This window comes from Pedobacter sp. UC225_61, from assembly GCF_044452285.1.
Lineage (GTDB): Bacteria > Bacteroidota > Bacteroidia > Sphingobacteriales > Sphingobacteriaceae > Pedobacter.
In genome coordinates this window covers 190079-205788 of sequence record NZ_JBIOAL010000001.1, presented here as the reverse complement: position 1 = coordinate 205788, position 15710 = coordinate 190079, and the positions used below count along the sequence as shown (strand labels likewise).

Sequence of the window (15710 nt, the reverse complement as noted above, 5' to 3'; positions counted from 1 at the left end):
ATGAGGGGTATGAGCCCAGAGTTGCAGCTAACTTGTATATAGGTCTGACGTCATCAGATCTATCCACCCATTTTTCAGTAGATAGCTCTGATAAATGTTATCCTTTTCTACTATAAAAGTATTGAAAAAAACTACAAATCATCAAAAGGACTTTTAATTTGTTGCAGGCTTTTCGTGCTCACATGAGTGTAAATTTCAGTTATTTCACTGTTATTGTGCCCGAGTAATTTCTGTATCTCTCTTTACCAATAAAATTTCATCATTTTCTAAGAAGAGATATCCTTGCTCATAACAAAAGAAATAAACCTGACCTTTTTGAGTGGAGTAGGTGTGGGTATGGTAAGTAAAATCGAAACCCTTACGAAGTAATGATTCTCGCTTCACTTTAATTTTCCCAGTAGGATTTTTTGTGTTAAGAATAGCTCTATTCTTTTTTAAAATCCGATTAACCTCATTTAAAAAACTGTTGTCTTCAGTTCTTATCCGGTTATTGTAATGTGTGCGACATTGATCGTCGCAGAATTTTTTATCAGCCCTGCCATTAATAACAGCATTGCAGTCTAGACATATACGTTCCATACTGTTTTTGTTTTACTGGGATGATGTTTAAAGCTACAGAAAAATATCAAACCAAAGAATTTTAAGATTTTTTTGTTGAAGCCTCTCCTTAGGAATAAAAGCTGCTTAGTCGTGTTTAAACGATTATACACGCTTATAACTGTTTAAAATCCGACTAGATTTTTTGGGTGTTTGCACCTTTGTACTGTCGGTAGTCGTGGTGACTATTGGTCGTTAAAATAGTTAGAAACTTAAATTTTAAGATGATGGAAAATGGAATGAACAAAGTAGTATTAAGTGGTATTGCAGGCAACGATGCAGAATTAAAAACAGTAAGCGGAAACAGCAAATTGGCTCGTGTAAATATGGCGGTAAACGAGAGTTATAAAAACGCAGCAGGAGAAGAAGTGAAAAAAACACACTGGTTTTCTTTAACTTTTTGGGGCGCAAAGGCTGACATCGCAGAATTAAAAATTAAAAAGGGTACACGTTTCTCCATAGAAGGTAGATTACAGAACAATAACTACGAAGCTAAAGATGGTACAAAACGGTACACCACAGAAATAGTAGTAGAAGAAATACTACTCAAAGAAACACAAGTGGCAGGTTAGTTTAATTTAGATTCACTTGCTACAGACTAGCAAGTGAATTTTTTTGATGTTATGACTTATAACAAGTCACTTAAGCATGCCTCTATTCATTTGGTTACCATATAATAGCTACAAACAGCGATTAAAGCTATGCTGTTACGGCAATTCAATTTCGCCTAAATATTTGCTGTTTGCCGCCCTTTCTCTATCGTTAGACAATACTGTAACATAGATGTGCGCAGTTTTACAGCCCTCTGGATAATTCAACTTTAACGTACATTTCCCGGCTACTCTTTCTGCAACATTTAGATCGCCATCAAAGTAATCGTGCTGTTCGTACAAAATCACATAAGCAACCAAATCATTTGTGGCTGCATCATGCTCAAAGTTATGTTCCCAAGTTAGGTGTATGTTTTGCTTATCACTTGCATCAAGTTGTAAGTTGGGAAGAAACGGAAGGTTTCCGCTGCTAATGACTATCGAACTGTAGTCTATCACATAATTTGGGTATTCCCCTTTTACAATTCCCGAATTAAAATGGTGTGCAGCATTTTGTGCTGAACGCTCGTGCGTGTGGTTTTTAAACGTAATAGCAAAAAAAGAGGTGAGGGGCGAACGCCATTGCTGTAATAACCCGAACCTAGCTCTCGCAGCTAACTGTTTTTCTGAAGGGTTCTTGCTAATTTTACGAGGTACACTCCTCATCACTTGCTTACCTCTTACGGTGTAACCAATCACAGAACCCGCTTTTCCCGAAAAACCACCATTTATACCATTCTTTGCTTGTGCCATTTGTCAATTAATAAAGTGAAACGCTTTATTAAAGCTAAGTTATTTTATGTACAAAACCGAATCTAAGACGTATATTAATCGGAGTTTCTTCGGACACTATCCGTATCAACTCCGAACAAACTCCGAAGAAGCTCCGAAGAAGCTCCGAAGAAGCTAGGCATATTTCTAAAATTATTATACCCTTTAATTTCACTAAATCAAAAGGAATATTTCATAATTCATATACTTTGAATATATACTTTTTTAATTTCCTTGATATTTTTGTGTCTCTCGAAATATCAATCATATCAACAGGTTCTCCATTGGCAATATTTGGTCTAATAACTTCAGTAAGTTCTCCAAATATCTCATGTATGTTTGATTTGACTTCTAAACCAACTATCAAATGTGGAAGTTCCGTGCTTGAAGTATCTTCCATTAAAGCTAAATAAGCTCCATTTATTTCTCTTCTTGTGGAGCAATATTTTCTTATTGCTTCCGCAATTACAGTAGTACTTTCTTTGGGGGAAGATATCAGAATGTTTTTCCCAGCCTTTATTTGTCTTTCTTCATCAGGTTTAAAGAGTTCTCCATTAATTAGTTTTTTTATTTCTGAAGGGGTAAACACTTTGGATGGAATAGAGTAAGGATTAAGGATAAAAGTTGTGTCATCTGGACAGTTTTCAAATACTGATCTTCCTTTCACCATTATATAGTTTTCTTCTTCAGTAATAATATTATTCTCAAAAATCTTATCTGTAGAAGTAAAGACGGGAATTTTTCCATCATCCCAATTTTTGACTTTTAGTTTGCTTGTTTCATTATTACCTTCTTCATCTGTAACCGTCAAAAGGTAAAGGTTTGTGTCTAAAATTGTTCTGTAGAAAAGAGGTCTATAAGTAATATCTTTTGCAGCTAGATTAAATATTTCGTCAATATTCTCTGGCTCATAATTTCGTTTTTTGTTTATTTTAAAAAAATCAAATAATCCCATAAGTTTTTGTTTGGGTTAGCCATATTATGTGTCAATGATGTAGCAGCTAGCTATAGGTGATTTGCTTGTATTAATTCCTATGCAATAGGAAGTACGAAGATGAAATTTCTCCACCAATTTTATCTTGGAGTCTAATATTGACCTGCAGATTTTGAAATTTATCCCACAATTGTAACGTTTTGCAGCTTGTCAAAGTTGGTTGTCTTAAAAAACCAACCTCCAATTAAACACATTCTCAACTTCGCCCACTTTTTCGAAATGGTTTCTTTCTAATATCTCAAAGGAGGCTGGATTATCTTTTGCGGTTTGGGCAAATATAGATTTCACGTTTTCTTGGCTTTTTGCCCACCCAATAATACAGGCGACGGCTTCGGTCATATAGCCTTGGCCCCTAAACTCTTCGTAAGTGCCATACCCAATTTCAATTTCTCCATTTTCATCGGGTTCACCTACAAAGCATACATCGCCAATCATTTTGTTTTCGGCCTTTAGAATAGAGTTCAAAGGGTAGAGAATAAATGGTTTTTACCGGTATCGGCTACATTGGGTAAAATGGTTTCTTCTAAAGCTTCTTTGAGCGCTGGACTAATTATTTTGTGAGTAGGATTTAACTTTAACTCTGCCTCTAACGAATTATCATTTTTAATGTATTTTACTAATTGGTCGTGAGTGAGGGGTTGTAGGATGAGGCGTTTGCTTTCGATCATAGTGTTTAGTTCCAAATTTCGTTTTGACTTGTTAGAATTAATGGTATTCCGTCTGTAACCATAATGGTGTGTTCGTGTTGCGCTACAAATCCACCTCTGTTGCCCACTAATGTCCAGCCATCTTTTTCGGTATTGGCTATAGTAGATTTGGTGGAGATAAAGGTTTCCACAGCAACGGTGGTGTTTTTTCTAAAGCGTTCAAAGTTATAGCGGTCTTGAAAGTTGGCAATTTCATGGGGTTCTTCGTGTAAACTTCTGCCCACACCATGTCCGGTTAAATTCTTAATTACGGTATAACCAGATTTCTTTGCTTCCGTTTCAATCAGTTTTCCAATTTCAGAGATTTTAACACCTCCTTTTATTTGGTTGATGGCTTTCTTTAAAATGTTTTTAGAAGCAGTAACTAATTTTTGGTAGTGGTAAATATCTTCGCCCAATACAAAAGAACCGCCATTGTCTGACCAAAAACCATCTAATTCTGCAGAAACATCAATATTGATTAAATCGCCTTCTTTAAATATCTTTTGTTCGCTCGGTATGCCATGTGCAATTTCATTATTCACACTAATGCAGGTCCAACCAGGGAAGTCGTAGGTTAAACGTGGGGCAGATTTTGCACCTAAATCATTTAAAATAGCACCGCCAAAATCATCTAATTGTTTAGCAGTCATGCCTGGTTTTACATACGCTCTCATTTCTTTGAGTGTAATGGCTACGGCATCACTTATTTTTTGCATTCCTGCAAGCTCTTCGGCATTGTTTATTGACATCTTTTTACAATTTGCATTAAAGGTAGGTCTTTTCTTAAAATTATGTAGGATAGACTTGTATGAGACCTAGTTAAGCAGGCTTTTGTTTTAGAAAGTTTCAATTAAATAATCTTGAACCAAACCTGCGATTAAAAAACATAATGCAAATAAAAGAATGGTTTTGAATACAATTAAGCATTTTGGTTCCGTATGATATTGAACCAAAGTAGGATTTGCAAAATTAGTTTAACTTTTTACCAATTTTTCTATCAATTAGCCATTTCTCAAGTCTTTCCCAAAAACCTGCAGCATATTCAAAGCTTAAAGGCTCGTTATAAAACCCATTTTTAGCAATCATACCATTGTGTGCCATATTCGGAATAATAGCAACAATGAAATCAGAATTACGAGCTAATTGAAGAGCAGATTTAATTCTAGGATAGCCTTTCTGAGAATTAACATTTCCATCTTTTTCGCCCATTAGCCACAAGGTTGGTGTTTTAATGCGTTTTAAATAATCGTAGCTATCGTAACTTAAATTTTTGCTTAGCCAAGTCCACCATTGTTGAGCACTCAAAGTTTTGGTTGGTTCTTGTGGATATACTTTTTTAAACCAATCCTTAGTTTTATAACTCAATACTTGGTTGTTTCCTTCTTCCCAAGTATTGCTTTTTGCCATATTCCAGTTTGCATTGTACATCTCCATGATCTCATTTGTTTCTGCAGTCGTAAAACCATCAGCCATTAAAGAACATTTATATTCATGGCTAATCGTATTTAAAACATTTTCACCAGCTCCAACTCTAACTATAAAAAAGGCTAAATCTTTGATTTTAGATGCCGCAATGCTTCCGGTCCATCCACCTTGGCTATTTCCCATAATGCCTATTTTATTAGGGTTAACATTTGGTTGGGATTTTAAAAAATTAACACCCGATATTAAGTCGTTAGCCAATTCATCAAAACTTGCGGTTTCCCAATCGCCAGGTAGATTCTCCTGCGCCTTGTTTATCAAACGTAAGTACACCAATTCCCAACTGCAGGAAAAAAGTAGTAAAAAAACCAACCCCTCTAGTTGATGGACCAGAGCCATGGGCAAATATAACAACAGGATGTTTCCCTTCGCCTGCAGGTAGGTAAAGATCACCTTTGATTAAGTTAGTACCACTTTGAAAAGACACCTGCTTTACTTGATGAGGAGCCACTTTTTTACCAGTGGATTTTACAGTGTTATAACCTATCTCTAAACGATCAATTTTATTGTTTTTAAATTTAAAAGAAAATATTTTGGTGCTGTCGTTCATATCTCTAAACTTATTTGCCGCAACAGGAATCAATGCACCAAGTTTTAACGTGTTAAGATTTAAATAAACCAAGCTCTGATTGAGTTCGTCAAAAATGCCAAGAGTAATTCTGTAGCCATTTTCAAACTCATAGGTTCCTTCATATGGATACAATTCATTTCTTGATACGGACTTTTGTTGAGCGTGACTTACTCCGTAAACAAAAAAAAAGGAATGCAAAAAGATATTTATAACACATAAAATAGATTTGATAGCTCTTGTGACGCTTAATTTTAGAATGAGGTTACATTCATTAGCTTTTCTTATTCATAATATGGGTTAAAATATCATAGCTTTTACTCAAAATCCTTTATTAACAATTCAATGTCTTTAAATTCATCTGATTATTTTATCTTTAGGCGATTTTAAGAAAAGGGTTAATTTCAAGGCCCAATCCACCTAAACAAATACTAAAATTATGTCAAATACATCTAAGATCATCTACACCAAAACAGACGAGGCGCCAATGTTGGCTACGTATTCCTTATTACCTATTGTTCAGGCTTTTACTGCTTCGGCAGGTATTGATGTAGAAACTAGAGATATTTCATTGGCAGGAAGAATTTTAGCCAACTTCCCAGAGTTTTTAAAAGACGATCAAAAAATAGGCGATGCCTTAGCTGAATTAGGCGCATTAGCAACCACACCTGAGGCAAATATTATCAAATTACCAAATATCTCTGCGTCAATTCCGCAATTGGTGGATGCGATTACAGAATTACAAGCGCAAGGTTATGCCTTACCAAACTATCCTGATAATGCACAAAGTGAGGAAGGAAAAGCCATTAAAGCGAAATATGGTAAAGTATTAGGATCTGCCGTAAATCCGGTTTTACGTGAAGGTAACTCAGATAGAAGAGCGCCAAAAGCGGTTAAGAATTATGCAAAAGTAAATCCACACTCGATGGGTGCTTGGTCTGCAGATTCTAAAACTAGAGTGGCAAGCATGACTGAAGGCGATTTTTACGGTTCAGAGAAATCTTTAACAGTTGCAGAACCTACGCAATTTAAAATAGAATTTGTAGCGGAAGATGGTGCGGTAACCGAATTAAAAGGTTTAGCTAATTTAAAAGCTGGTGAAGTAATTGATAGCTCTGCATTAAGTCTTTCTGCATTGAAAGCATTTGTAGCAAAAGAAATTGTTGCAACAAGAGCAGCTGGAACGTTATTGTCTGCACACTTAAAAGCAACGATGATGAAAGTTTCAGATCCGCTTATTTTTGGTGCAATAGTAGAAGTGTACTTTGCAGATGTATTTACAAAATACGCAGATTTATTTAAGGAATTGAATGTGGATACCAGTAACGGTTTGGGTGATGTATATGCGAAAATTGCTGGCCACCCAAAACAAGCTGAAGTGGAAGCAGATTTAGCTGCGGCGATTGCAAACGGGCCGGCATTGGCGATGGTGAATTCTGATAAAGGAATTACCAACCTTCATGTACCATCGGATGTGATTGTAGATGCTTCGATGCCTGCTATGATCCGTACTTCTGGGCAGATGTGGAACAAAGACGGAAAGCCTCAAGATACGACAGCGTTAATTCCAGATCGTTGTTATGCTGGTGTATATACTGCTACAATAGAAGATTGTAAAAAACATGGTGCTTTTGACGTAACTACGATGGGCTCTGTACCTAATGTGGGTTTAATGGCTCAAAAAGCTGAAGAATATGGTTCTCATGATAAAACTTTCCAAGCAAAAGCAAACGGTACTATCCGTGTAACAGATGCAAACGGTAAAGTTTTCTTTGATCAGAAAGTTTCAACTGGCGATATTTTTAGAATGTGCCAAACTAAAGATGCACCAATTCAAGATTGGGTAAAATTAGCTGTAAATAGAGCTCGTTTATCTGCTACGCCAGCAGTTTTTTGGTTAGATGAAAACAGAGCACACGATAGAGAAATCATTGCGAAAGTGAAAAAATATTTAGCTGATCATGATACAAACGGATTGGATATTCAAATCCTTGCGCCAATAGAAGCGACTAAATACACCTTAGAAAGAATTAGAAAAGGACAAGACACCATCTCGGTTACCGGAAACGTATTGCGTGATTATTTAACAGATTTATTCCCAATTTTAGAATTAGGAACTTCTGCAAAAATGTTATCTATTGTTCCGTTAATGAATGGCGGTGGTTTGTTTGAAACTGGTGCTGGTGGTTCTGCTCCAAAACACATTGAGCAGTTTATAGAAGAAGGGTATTTGCGTTGGGATTCATTAGGTGAGTTCTTAGCTTTACAAGCTTCGTTAGAGCATTTATCGCAAACCCAAAATAATACAAAAGCACAAGTTTTAGCAGATGCATTGGATGAAGCAAATGCGAAATTCTTAGCAACAGATAAATCTCCTGGTAGAAAACTAGGTACAATTGACAATCGTGGTTCTCATTTTTACTTGGCTTTGTATTGGGCAGAGGCTTTAGCCAATCAAACAAAAGATGCAGATTTAAAAGCGAGATTTACGCCGCTAGCAAAAGCATTAACAGAAAATGAAAGTAAAATAGTGGACGAGTTAATTGGCGCACAAGGTAAACCGCAAAATATTGGTGGTTACTATCATCCAAATGATGACTTGGCAAGTAAAGCCATGCGCCCAAGTGAAACCTTGAATACTACCTTGGCAAGTTTATAAGTCTAATGTTTTAAAATATAACAAGCCCATTTGCATTCGCATTTGGGCTTTTTTGTTGTCACACTTTTCTTAACCTTTTTAGTCACCTCGTCTTTTAAGGTTATTCTTTTTTATTTATCGCTATTTAAATCCTTAGTTTATTTTTGAACGCCCCTAAAAGATGATTTTTTGAGGTTTTAGGAATAGCTAGGTTTGCCAGTGAATATAATCCCTAGCAAAATGAAAAAAATTATTATCTACAGTTTAATTGCCTTGATGGCATTATTTACAGCCTGCAAAAAGGAACCTATAAAACCAATTGTAACGGTTCCACCTGATCCATACAAGCATTCTCGTCTTGTTGAAGCGAGCAGTGATGATGGTACTTTATATAAATATTCTTATAATACCGCAAATCAGCTTTCAAAAGTAGAGTATTTTAAAAAACCTGGAGTGGTTTACAGCACACAAACATATTCGTACTTGAATGGTAAACTTGTGCAGATGGTTTCTGAAAGCGCCAATTCAATGAAATATGTTACCGACTATAAATATCAAGGTAATACAGATCTTATTGAGAGTACAACTTTTACCGCTACTAATTATCAAAATACAGCGCAGCCAGTAGTAACTTCAAAATTCAACCAAGAATATAATTATTTAAATGGTAATGTTATTAAATCGGTGTTAAAAGATGACCAAAATACAGTTTTCAGTATTCGTACCTTCAATTATAGTTTAAATGGTACAAATCCTGTTGTAACCACTGATAATGTTCCACAAGCAGTTAATGGTGCGCCAGCTACTCCTGCATACAGTGGGTCAAATGAATATTATAATAATGTCTTAGATCCAACATCTTATTTTCTTAACTATTCTATAAGTGAAAGTAAATTTTTGCTTAAAAATGCTACATCAAGTCAGAACAAGAATAGTTTCATCCAAACTTATGATTTGGACGATATGGGTAGAATAAAAACTGTATTAGCAGCAACATTAAATAATTCCATTACTCAAAGCGTTGTTAAAACCACTTATACCTATGAAAGTTATTAAGTATTAACGAGTTTAAAACATTCTACCTATGAATTAAGAAGCCCAAATGCTAAGCAAATGGGTTTTTTATGGGCTGTTAAAAAATTAACTTATACCCTTGTCCTCTAAAGTTTAAAATAGCAATGGAAGGATCTTGCTTCAGGTATTTCCTCAGCTTTGTGATAAATACATCTAGACTTCTCCCTGAGAAATAATCATCATTTCCCCAGTGCGTTAAAAGTAGCTCTTGACGTGGAACCATTTGTTCGTGACGAGTTTGGAGTACATTTAATATTTCTGCTTCACGAAAAGTAAGCTGCTTCTTTGCGCCCTTATACACTAAAACTCCTTCAGGATAATGGAATACATACTCTCCAATGGTAAATGGGCCTGTTTTTTTAATATCAATAGGTCTAGTGTTTACCATTCCCAATAGTGATTTTATTCTAATCACTAATTCCTCTATACTAAAAGGTTTTTTAAGGTAATCGTTAGCACCACTTTCAAATCCATTCACTACATCTGTAGCCAGTGATTTTGAAGTTAAAAATAATGCTGGGGTGATCAAATCTTTTAAACGTATTCTCTTTAATAATGAAAATCCATCGCCATCTGGTAACATGACATCGAGAATGAGTAAATCAAAGGGAGTTGAAGCATGTGCTTGCAAACTTGCAGCTACTGTAGTTACATGAGTTACCTCAAAGCCTTTGCTTTCTAAACTTTCTTTGATAATCTCCGCAAGAGCTGGCTCATCTTCTACAAAGAGAATTTTTACTGTACTCATAAAGGCCAACCTAATTTTAATTCAGTTCCATTTTGATTGCTGATGATGGTGTACCAGCCATGGTGTTGATCCATAATTTGCTTCACGTAATTTAAGCCTAATCCATATCCTTTTACTACTGTGGATTGATTCTGCTTAGCTCTATAGAATTTTTCAAAAACAAAAGGTAAGTCAGATTTAACAATGCCTGGCCCATTGTCTTTAAAAGCGGTAATGAGATAGCCTGAATCTCCCAATACATTAACATCAATTTCTACCTCATCTCGCCCATATTTAATGGCATTATCTATAATGTTAGCTACTGCATGTTGAAATTGAGATTTATCTGCAAGTATCTCTACAATTCCAGTGTTATTTTTTAACGTAATTTTCACATCTTTTTCAGAAAGACTGTAGATATCAATAATTTCTTTGAGTATTGCTTCAATCTCGATTTTCTCTTTTTTAATCTTATAGTTCTCTGTATCGTACAACGAGATTTTTAATATTTTATCAGTGAGTTCACTAATGCGTTTTAGTTCATTTTTCGCATGTTTTAAATAACGTGTTGCTTTTTCCTCATCTTGTCGTACCGTTTTATTAGTTAGCTCCTCAACAGCAAGCATAGTTGTGGCGATTGGGGTTTTAAATTCATGCGTAATGTTACTGATGAAGTCATTTTTTATCAAGGATAGCTTTTTCTCTTTTCTTAGGCTTTTTAATAAATAATACAAACAAAAAGCAATTAAGAATACCAAAAATATAGAGCTAAACAGAATTAACCACATATTTGATAGGATATAGGGAAATGGATCTTTAAACATGACCCTTACATAATTTTGTCCAGGATTGTGCTTGTAGGTAGGAAGTGAATGCGTAATAATAGGATACTTTTTTAATAGCGCTTGATTAAAAGTGCTACTATTAGTAGTGCTGTCTTTTTGTTTTGCGTAAAAATTATACTTTACAAAAATTGATCTCTTGGAAAGATATTTGTTTAAAATTGGCCGCAAATTCGTCGTATCAAATTCTATTTTGTTAGTAAGCTCTACCATGTATTTACCTAACTCCTGCGTTCTGTAATATACAATATGATTGTTTAGGTCTTCATTTCTAAGCAATTCAGAAAATCGCTGGGCAATAAGAGTAGTAATCTGTTTTTTATTTTCTTTGTTAATTAGAACATCAATATCATGAAGAGAGAAAGAACTGGAGAACTTATCTTTTGGTCTTTTGGTTTCGCCAACTGTATAAATAACTTTTTTTTCTTTTTTGTCGAACTTGCTTGTAATGGTAAATAAAGTGGTATCTAACAACCTCCTTTTTAAAATGTGCTGAATGCTATCAGCCCGAAGGCTAAATTCCTTTTTAAAGGCATCTTCGAAAGCAAGATTTACTTCTTTTTCAAAGTTTTGCTTGGTAATGTTATAGTATTTGCTAATCCAATAAACTTGTAAGCCTAAAAGAATAAGCATGGCTATAAAGCAGAGTGCCGGAAGTAATTGGTGTTTTTGACGCATGTTCAAATCTAATCATAAAGCCCATTATTATTTTGCTGTTAACATAATATAACATTGCATAACATGCTGTTAACTCTGTTTTAGCTTAACAATAATCACATTTGTATCGAAGAAAATAAACTATATACTGATGAAAAAAATACTTACTTATTTGTTTTTCCTGTCTCCAATTTTTGCGTTTGGACAAGGTATGGTACTTAAAGCTGGCGACCAATTTCCAAACATTCCGATTAATCAGATTATAAATGCACCTGTTAAGCGTGTTAATCTAAATGAAAGCAAGGATAAAAAATTTTACATCTTAAATTTCTGGGGCACCTGGTGTAGCCCTTGCATACCCGAAATGGATGAGTTGACTAAACTGCAAAAGGCTAATGCTGATAGAATACAGGTCATTGCAATTTCTGATGACGACCCATTAAAACTCCAAAAATACCTTAAAAATAAACCCACTTCAATTTGGCTATCAACTGATACGAGTTATCTTTTATACACTTTATTTAATTTGGCTTCTGTAAGTCAGTGTGCAATTGTAAACGCTGATAAACAAATTGTTGCAGTAATGAAAACACATTCCATTACACAAGGTTTATTAGATAGTTTATATGCAGGCAAAAAAATTGTATCTAATGCTAACGTTAAGGAAAAACCTGCAAATACATCGGCAGATATTTTTGCGGTAGATTCTACACTTTCTTCAAATTTTACTGTCCGTAGTTATATGATTGGTCAACGATCGATGGGAAAGAGATACGGGGGAAAAAGTGTTTTTGCAAAAAGAAGACGAAGTTTTGTCAATACAGGTATAATTTCTATGTATAAAGATGCTTATAATATTGTATCGAGTAATCAAATTATATACGAGGTTGATGAGAAAAAACTTGATAATTATGAAGATAGAAGTAATTTATATTGTGTAGATATTTTGGTTAAACCAGAAGAAAAAGATAGTTTGAATGTTATTTTGCAACAAAAATTGAATGCTATTTTGCCTGTTAAAGCTCGAATTGAATACAAAACTATCCCTGTGTATGTATTAATGGATAATGGGTTTAAACAACCATTGTCAACTAAAGAAACAAGTTATGGCTTTAGTGGGCGAGGCTATGAGGGCGAAGCGGTTACTATTGATGATTTTGCTAACGATTATTTGAGCAATGAGTTATCTCTTCCTGTTGTAAATGAAACTAACTTAAAAGGTAAATTTGATATTAAAACTGCTATAGAAATGCGAACGCAAGCCAATGTGATAAAGTCTATCGAAGCACTTGGATTAAAAATTGAAAAGCAGGAGCGTAAAATGAGAATGATGGTATTGTATTAATTTCAAACAATTACTCTGCTCATTTCGTTATATTTATATAGTAAATGAAAAGATTATGAGCGAAAATTCAAACAACAATCCGCAAAAAGCCACAGATAAATTGCATCCAAGTGATCTTGGGGAAACGAAAGATTTTAACGACTTATCTTTTGATGAAGAGAAGCAAAGTTATGAACTAGATGTAAAAGGGGAGGACAAAGATTATGATCACCCAATGCCTTATGAAACAGTTGCTACAGGTTCTGTAGATGATAATTCTACTTTCGATGAGGCTAATCCTTATGTGGGCGATGAATACGCGACTGACCAAGAAAAGGTAAGCGATAAATTAGAAGAACTTGGTATGCATGTTGACAATACTGGAGATAGCGTATTGTTAAGTCCTGAAGATGAAATTTTGGCTCGTACAGAAGAGGATGAAAGAGACGATTTGGACGAAGAAGGGTATCCTAAAAATGATGCGCCGAATAGCAATTAGCGGGTTGCAATTTTCAGTTGATAGTTTTGAAAGATGAGAATTATGAGTTGAGAACTGACTACGGATTAATATCTAAATTAAAACGTTTACGCATTTCTTCTAGTTGAGGATTTTTCTCTACCATGTAGCTATATTTATCCTTATTGGTATAAATGCGTTTCTTTTGTGTGTTTTCTGCTCGTTTCGATACTATTTGTAAATCGAAGTTTTTTAATGCTGTGCGAAGAAAGTTTAGTAATTCAATTTTTTCATCTTGAAGTGTGCTTTCTAAGGCTAAATTTTCAACTAATACGGTGATTTCTGTCCCATTTATAATCGGATCATTATTCATTAAAGTATACAGATGAATTTTATCTGCATCTTTTGCCTTTTGTGTATAGATTTTCCAAAACTCTAAAAATTGTTCTGCGGTAAATTCCTGCTTTTCATTGCCAGTAACATATTGTGGGCCCTTATCTTCTTCGCCATTGGCAACACGCTCTAAATCTGTAAGTGATGGAATTAGAGAGGTTATTTTAGTGGTATGAAGTGGCTGAATCTTAATCGAACCAGAAGATGGTCTATTTACCGAAGGTGTTTTCGGAATTTGAACAGGAATCTCTGTCGGTAAAGCAACATCTAAGTGATCTGGTAAATCTTGTAAGTCTTCTTGGTCAAGAAAATCTTTAAGATCAGCTATGCTAGCATTTTCGACTTTAAGGTTTTTGGGTTCCTCAACTGCTGTAGGCACCTTTAATTGTTCCTCAATTTTTGAGTTCTCTGGTTTCTTTACGTCAGAACTAATTAAAGTTTTTTTTTTATCCTGATCTAGGTCAGTTGCTTTAGGTTGTTGCGCTAATTGTATCACCGATGGAATGTGACACATTTTAATTAGGGCTAATTCGACTTGCAAACGCTGATTTTTACTGTTTTTGTAAATCAAATCGCATTGGTTAGCTAAGTTTAAGGCAGTTAAGATAAAACCAAGATCAGTTAATTTACTTTGAGCTAAATATTTTTGTTTGATATTTTCACTTACTTCCAGCAATTGCAACGTTTGACTATCCTTGCCCACTAATAAATTCCTGAAGTGACTGGCCAAACCATTGATGAAGTTATTGCCATCGAAACCATTATTTAAAACTTCATTAAATAACAATAAGGTTTGACTTACATCGCCATTGCTTAAAAAATCAACTAACTTAAAATAGTAGTCGTAGTCTAAAATATTAAGGTTATCAATTACTGCCTTGTAAGTTAAATTTTTGTTGGTGTAGCTTACAATTTGATCAAACATAGAAAGCGCATCGCGTAAACCACCATCTGCTTTTTGAGCAATAATGTGTAAACCATCGCTATCTACCGAGATATTTTCTCTTGTAGCAATTTTGTTTAAATGGTTAGCTATGTCTTCTACTTGTATACGATTAAAATCAAAAATCTGACAACGAGATAAAATAGTTGGCAAAATCTTATGTTTCTCAGTAGTTGCTAAAATAAAGATAGCGTAAGAAGGAGGTTCTTCTAATGTTTTAAGAAACGCATTAAACGCATTCGCAGAAAGCATGTGAACCTCATCAATAATATAGATTTTGTATTTGCCAGCTTGTGGCGGTATGCGTACTTGCTCAATTAAACTTCTAATGTCATCAACAGAGTTGTTGGAAGCTGCATCTAATTCATGGAAGTTAAAAGAATGGCCAGTTTGAAAAGAAACACAACTTTCACAAGTTCCACACGCTTCTTGTTCGGGTGTAAGATTAGTGCAATTAATGGTTTTTGCTAAAATACGAGCGCAAGTAGTTTTCCCTACACCACGTGGTCCACAAAACAAAAATGCTTGTGCCAGCTGATTATTCTTAATGGCATTTTGTAAAGTGCCCGTAATATGCTGTTGGCCAACTACGGTTTCGAACGTAGCTGGACGATATTTACGTGCCGAAACAATAAAATTTTCCATCGCAACGAAAATAGGAATTTTTTAATTGTTGTAGAGATTGAAAAATTGAAATGTTGAAAAATTGCTAAGAGAGGGTGGAAATTACAAGTGGTTGATTGAAAATTTAGTACCTAGTTTTAGGTATTTTTTAAAAAATGCGTAGTACTACGGATAAATTAGTGAGAATAGATGTCGATTTTTGTAGTAAATATCATCTCCTATGGAAAAACTAATTGCATTTTTAAAATTAATAGGTGGGTTTGTTGTTTACCTCTATAAATTAGCTAAATAATTAATCTAATTTCGGATATATATTGACTGTATTAATTACATCTAATTT

The 15710-nt window shown here is 34.6% G+C and carries 16 protein-coding genes; 5 read left to right on the top strand and 11 right to left on the bottom strand.

Annotation, left to right across the window (positions count from 1 at the left end):
* Positions 1-210: 210 nt before the first annotated feature.
* Positions 211-579, bottom strand: a complete 369-nt coding sequence (locus tag ACHMWN_RS01005; RefSeq protein WP_397297053.1) for a hypothetical protein — start codon at positions 577-579, stop codon at positions 211-213.
* A gap of 257 nt (positions 580-836) precedes the next feature.
* Between ACHMWN_RS01005 and ACHMWN_RS01000 the strand changes: the two genes are divergently transcribed.
* Positions 837-1169 carry a single-stranded DNA-binding protein gene (locus ACHMWN_RS01000; RefSeq protein ID WP_397297052.1) on the top strand — a complete coding sequence of 111 codons (333 nt, stop codon included), beginning with the start codon at positions 837-839 and terminating at the stop codon, positions 1167-1169.
* 135 nt (positions 1170-1304) lie between these two features.
* On the opposite strand, the gene ACHMWN_RS00995 is transcribed toward ACHMWN_RS01000, so the two are convergent.
* The 7 genes from ACHMWN_RS00995 to ACHMWN_RS00965 all read right to left on the bottom strand — a co-directional run bounded on the left by ACHMWN_RS00995 (position 1305) and on the right by ACHMWN_RS00965 (position 5892).
* Positions 1305-1940, bottom strand: a complete 636-nt coding sequence (locus tag ACHMWN_RS00995) for a DUF6266 family protein (protein ID WP_397297051.1) — start codon at positions 1938-1940, stop codon at positions 1305-1307.
* Positions 1941-2151: 211 nt separating this feature from the next.
* Positions 2152-2913: an enhanced serine sensitivity protein SseB C-terminal domain-containing protein gene (locus ACHMWN_RS00990; RefSeq protein WP_397297050.1), complete on the bottom strand. Its 762-nt coding sequence runs from the start codon at positions 2911-2913 to the stop codon at positions 2152-2154.
* Positions 2914-3117: 204 nt separating this feature from the next.
* Positions 3118-3417, bottom strand: a complete 300-nt coding sequence (locus ACHMWN_RS00985) for a GNAT family N-acetyltransferase (protein ID WP_397297049.1) — start codon at positions 3415-3417, stop codon at positions 3118-3120.
* Positions 3414-3620 carry a hypothetical protein gene (locus tag ACHMWN_RS00980; RefSeq protein ID WP_397297048.1) on the bottom strand — a complete coding sequence of 69 codons (207 nt, stop codon included), beginning with the start codon at positions 3618-3620 and terminating at the stop codon, positions 3414-3416. The genes ACHMWN_RS00985 and ACHMWN_RS00980 overlap by 4 nt, the downstream gene beginning before the upstream one ends.
* A 5-nt stretch (positions 3621-3625) precedes the next feature.
* Positions 3626-4390, bottom strand: a complete 765-nt coding sequence (map, locus tag ACHMWN_RS00975) for a type I methionyl aminopeptidase (protein ID WP_397297046.1) — start codon at positions 4388-4390, stop codon at positions 3626-3628.
* Between the two features lie 220 nt (positions 4391-4610).
* Positions 4611-5396: an alpha/beta hydrolase family protein gene (locus tag ACHMWN_RS00970; protein ID WP_397303507.1), complete on the bottom strand. Its 786-nt coding sequence runs from the start codon at positions 5394-5396 to the stop codon at positions 4611-4613.
* Positions 5329-5892, bottom strand: a complete 564-nt coding sequence (locus ACHMWN_RS00965; RefSeq protein WP_397297045.1) for an alpha/beta hydrolase family protein — start codon at positions 5890-5892, stop codon at positions 5329-5331. The genes ACHMWN_RS00970 and ACHMWN_RS00965 overlap by 68 nt, the downstream gene beginning before the upstream one ends.
* 238 nt (positions 5893-6130) lie before the next feature.
* Here ACHMWN_RS00965 and ACHMWN_RS00960 point away from each other — a divergent pair, with 238 nt between their 5' ends.
* Positions 6131-8350, top strand: a complete 2220-nt coding sequence (locus ACHMWN_RS00960; RefSeq protein ID WP_397297044.1) for an NADP-dependent isocitrate dehydrogenase — start codon at positions 6131-6133, stop codon at positions 8348-8350.
* A gap of 219 nt (positions 8351-8569) precedes the next feature.
* Positions 8570-9385: a hypothetical protein gene (locus ACHMWN_RS00955; protein WP_397297042.1), complete on the top strand. Its 816-nt coding sequence runs from the start codon at positions 8570-8572 to the stop codon at positions 9383-9385.
* Between the two features lie 76 nt (positions 9386-9461).
* Here ACHMWN_RS00955 and ACHMWN_RS00950 read toward each other — a convergent pair whose 3' ends face one another.
* Both ACHMWN_RS00950 and ACHMWN_RS00945 read right to left on the bottom strand, forming a co-directional pair.
* The gene (locus ACHMWN_RS00950; RefSeq protein WP_397297040.1) at positions 9462-10151 is read right to left on the bottom strand and encodes a response regulator transcription factor; all 690 of its coding nucleotides are present in this window, start codon (positions 10149-10151) and stop codon (positions 9462-9464) included.
* Positions 10148-11650 (bottom strand): sensor histidine kinase, encoded by a 1503-nt coding sequence (locus tag ACHMWN_RS00945; protein ID WP_397297038.1) that lies wholly within the window; start codon positions 11648-11650, stop codon positions 10148-10150. Before ACHMWN_RS00945 ends, ACHMWN_RS00950 begins: the two co-directional genes overlap by 4 nt.
* Positions 11651-11780: 130 nt before the next feature.
* Here ACHMWN_RS00945 and ACHMWN_RS00940 point away from each other — a divergent pair, with 130 nt between their 5' ends.
* Positions 11781-12974 carry a redoxin domain-containing protein gene (locus ACHMWN_RS00940; RefSeq protein WP_397297037.1) on the top strand — a complete coding sequence of 398 codons (1194 nt, stop codon included), beginning with the start codon at positions 11781-11783 and terminating at the stop codon, positions 12972-12974.
* 55 nt (positions 12975-13029) lie between these two features.
* On the top strand, positions 13030-13452 hold the full coding sequence (locus tag ACHMWN_RS00935) for a hypothetical protein (protein ID WP_397297035.1): 423 nt from the start codon (positions 13030-13032) through the stop codon (positions 13450-13452).
* Between the two features lie 58 nt (positions 13453-13510).
* Here the strand turns inward: ACHMWN_RS00935 and ACHMWN_RS00930 are convergent, their stop codons facing one another.
* On the bottom strand, positions 13511-15391 hold the full coding sequence (locus ACHMWN_RS00930; protein ID WP_397297034.1) for a DNA polymerase III subunit gamma/tau: 1881 nt from the start codon (positions 15389-15391) through the stop codon (positions 13511-13513).
* Between the last annotated feature and the right edge of the window lie 319 nt (positions 15392-15710).

Bases quoted from the DNA above. Each gene is read 5' to 3' on its own strand.
- ACHMWN_RS01005 (WP_397297053.1), bottom strand. From the start codon at position 579: ATGGAACGTATATGTCTAGACTGCAATGCTGTTATTAATGGCAGGGCT.
- ACHMWN_RS01000 (WP_397297052.1), top strand. From the start codon at position 837: ATGAACAAAGTAGTATTAAGTGGTATTGCAGGCAACGATGCAGAATTA.
- ACHMWN_RS00995 (WP_397297051.1), bottom strand. From the start codon at position 1,940: ATGGCACAAGCAAAGAATGGTATAAATGGTGGTTTTTCGGGAAAAGCG.
- ACHMWN_RS00990 (WP_397297050.1), bottom strand. From the start codon at position 2,913: ATGGGATTATTTGATTTTTTTAAAATAAACAAAAAACGAAATTATGAG.
- ACHMWN_RS00980 (WP_397297048.1), bottom strand. From the start codon at position 3,620: ATGATCGAAAGCAAACGCCTCATCCTACAACCCCTCACTCACGACCAA.
- map (WP_397297046.1), bottom strand. From the start codon at position 4,390: ATGTCAATAAACAATGCCGAAGAGCTTGCAGGAATGCAAAAAATAAGT.
- ACHMWN_RS00960 (WP_397297044.1), top strand. From the start codon at position 6,131: ATGTCAAATACATCTAAGATCATCTACACCAAAACAGACGAGGCGCCA.
- ACHMWN_RS00955 (WP_397297042.1), top strand. From the start codon at position 8,570: ATGAAAAAAATTATTATCTACAGTTTAATTGCCTTGATGGCATTATTT.
- ACHMWN_RS00950 (WP_397297040.1), bottom strand. From the start codon at position 10,151: ATGAGTACAGTAAAAATTCTCTTTGTAGAAGATGAGCCAGCTCTTGCG.
- ACHMWN_RS00945 (WP_397297038.1), bottom strand. From the start codon at position 11,650: ATGCGTCAAAAACACCAATTACTTCCGGCACTCTGCTTTATAGCCATG.
- ACHMWN_RS00940 (WP_397297037.1), top strand. From the start codon at position 11,781: ATGAAAAAAATACTTACTTATTTGTTTTTCCTGTCTCCAATTTTTGCG.
- ACHMWN_RS00935 (WP_397297035.1), top strand. From the start codon at position 13,030: ATGAGCGAAAATTCAAACAACAATCCGCAAAAAGCCACAGATAAATTG.
- ACHMWN_RS00930 (WP_397297034.1), bottom strand. From the start codon at position 15,391: ATGGAAAATTTTATTGTTTCGGCACGTAAATATCGTCCAGCTACGTTC.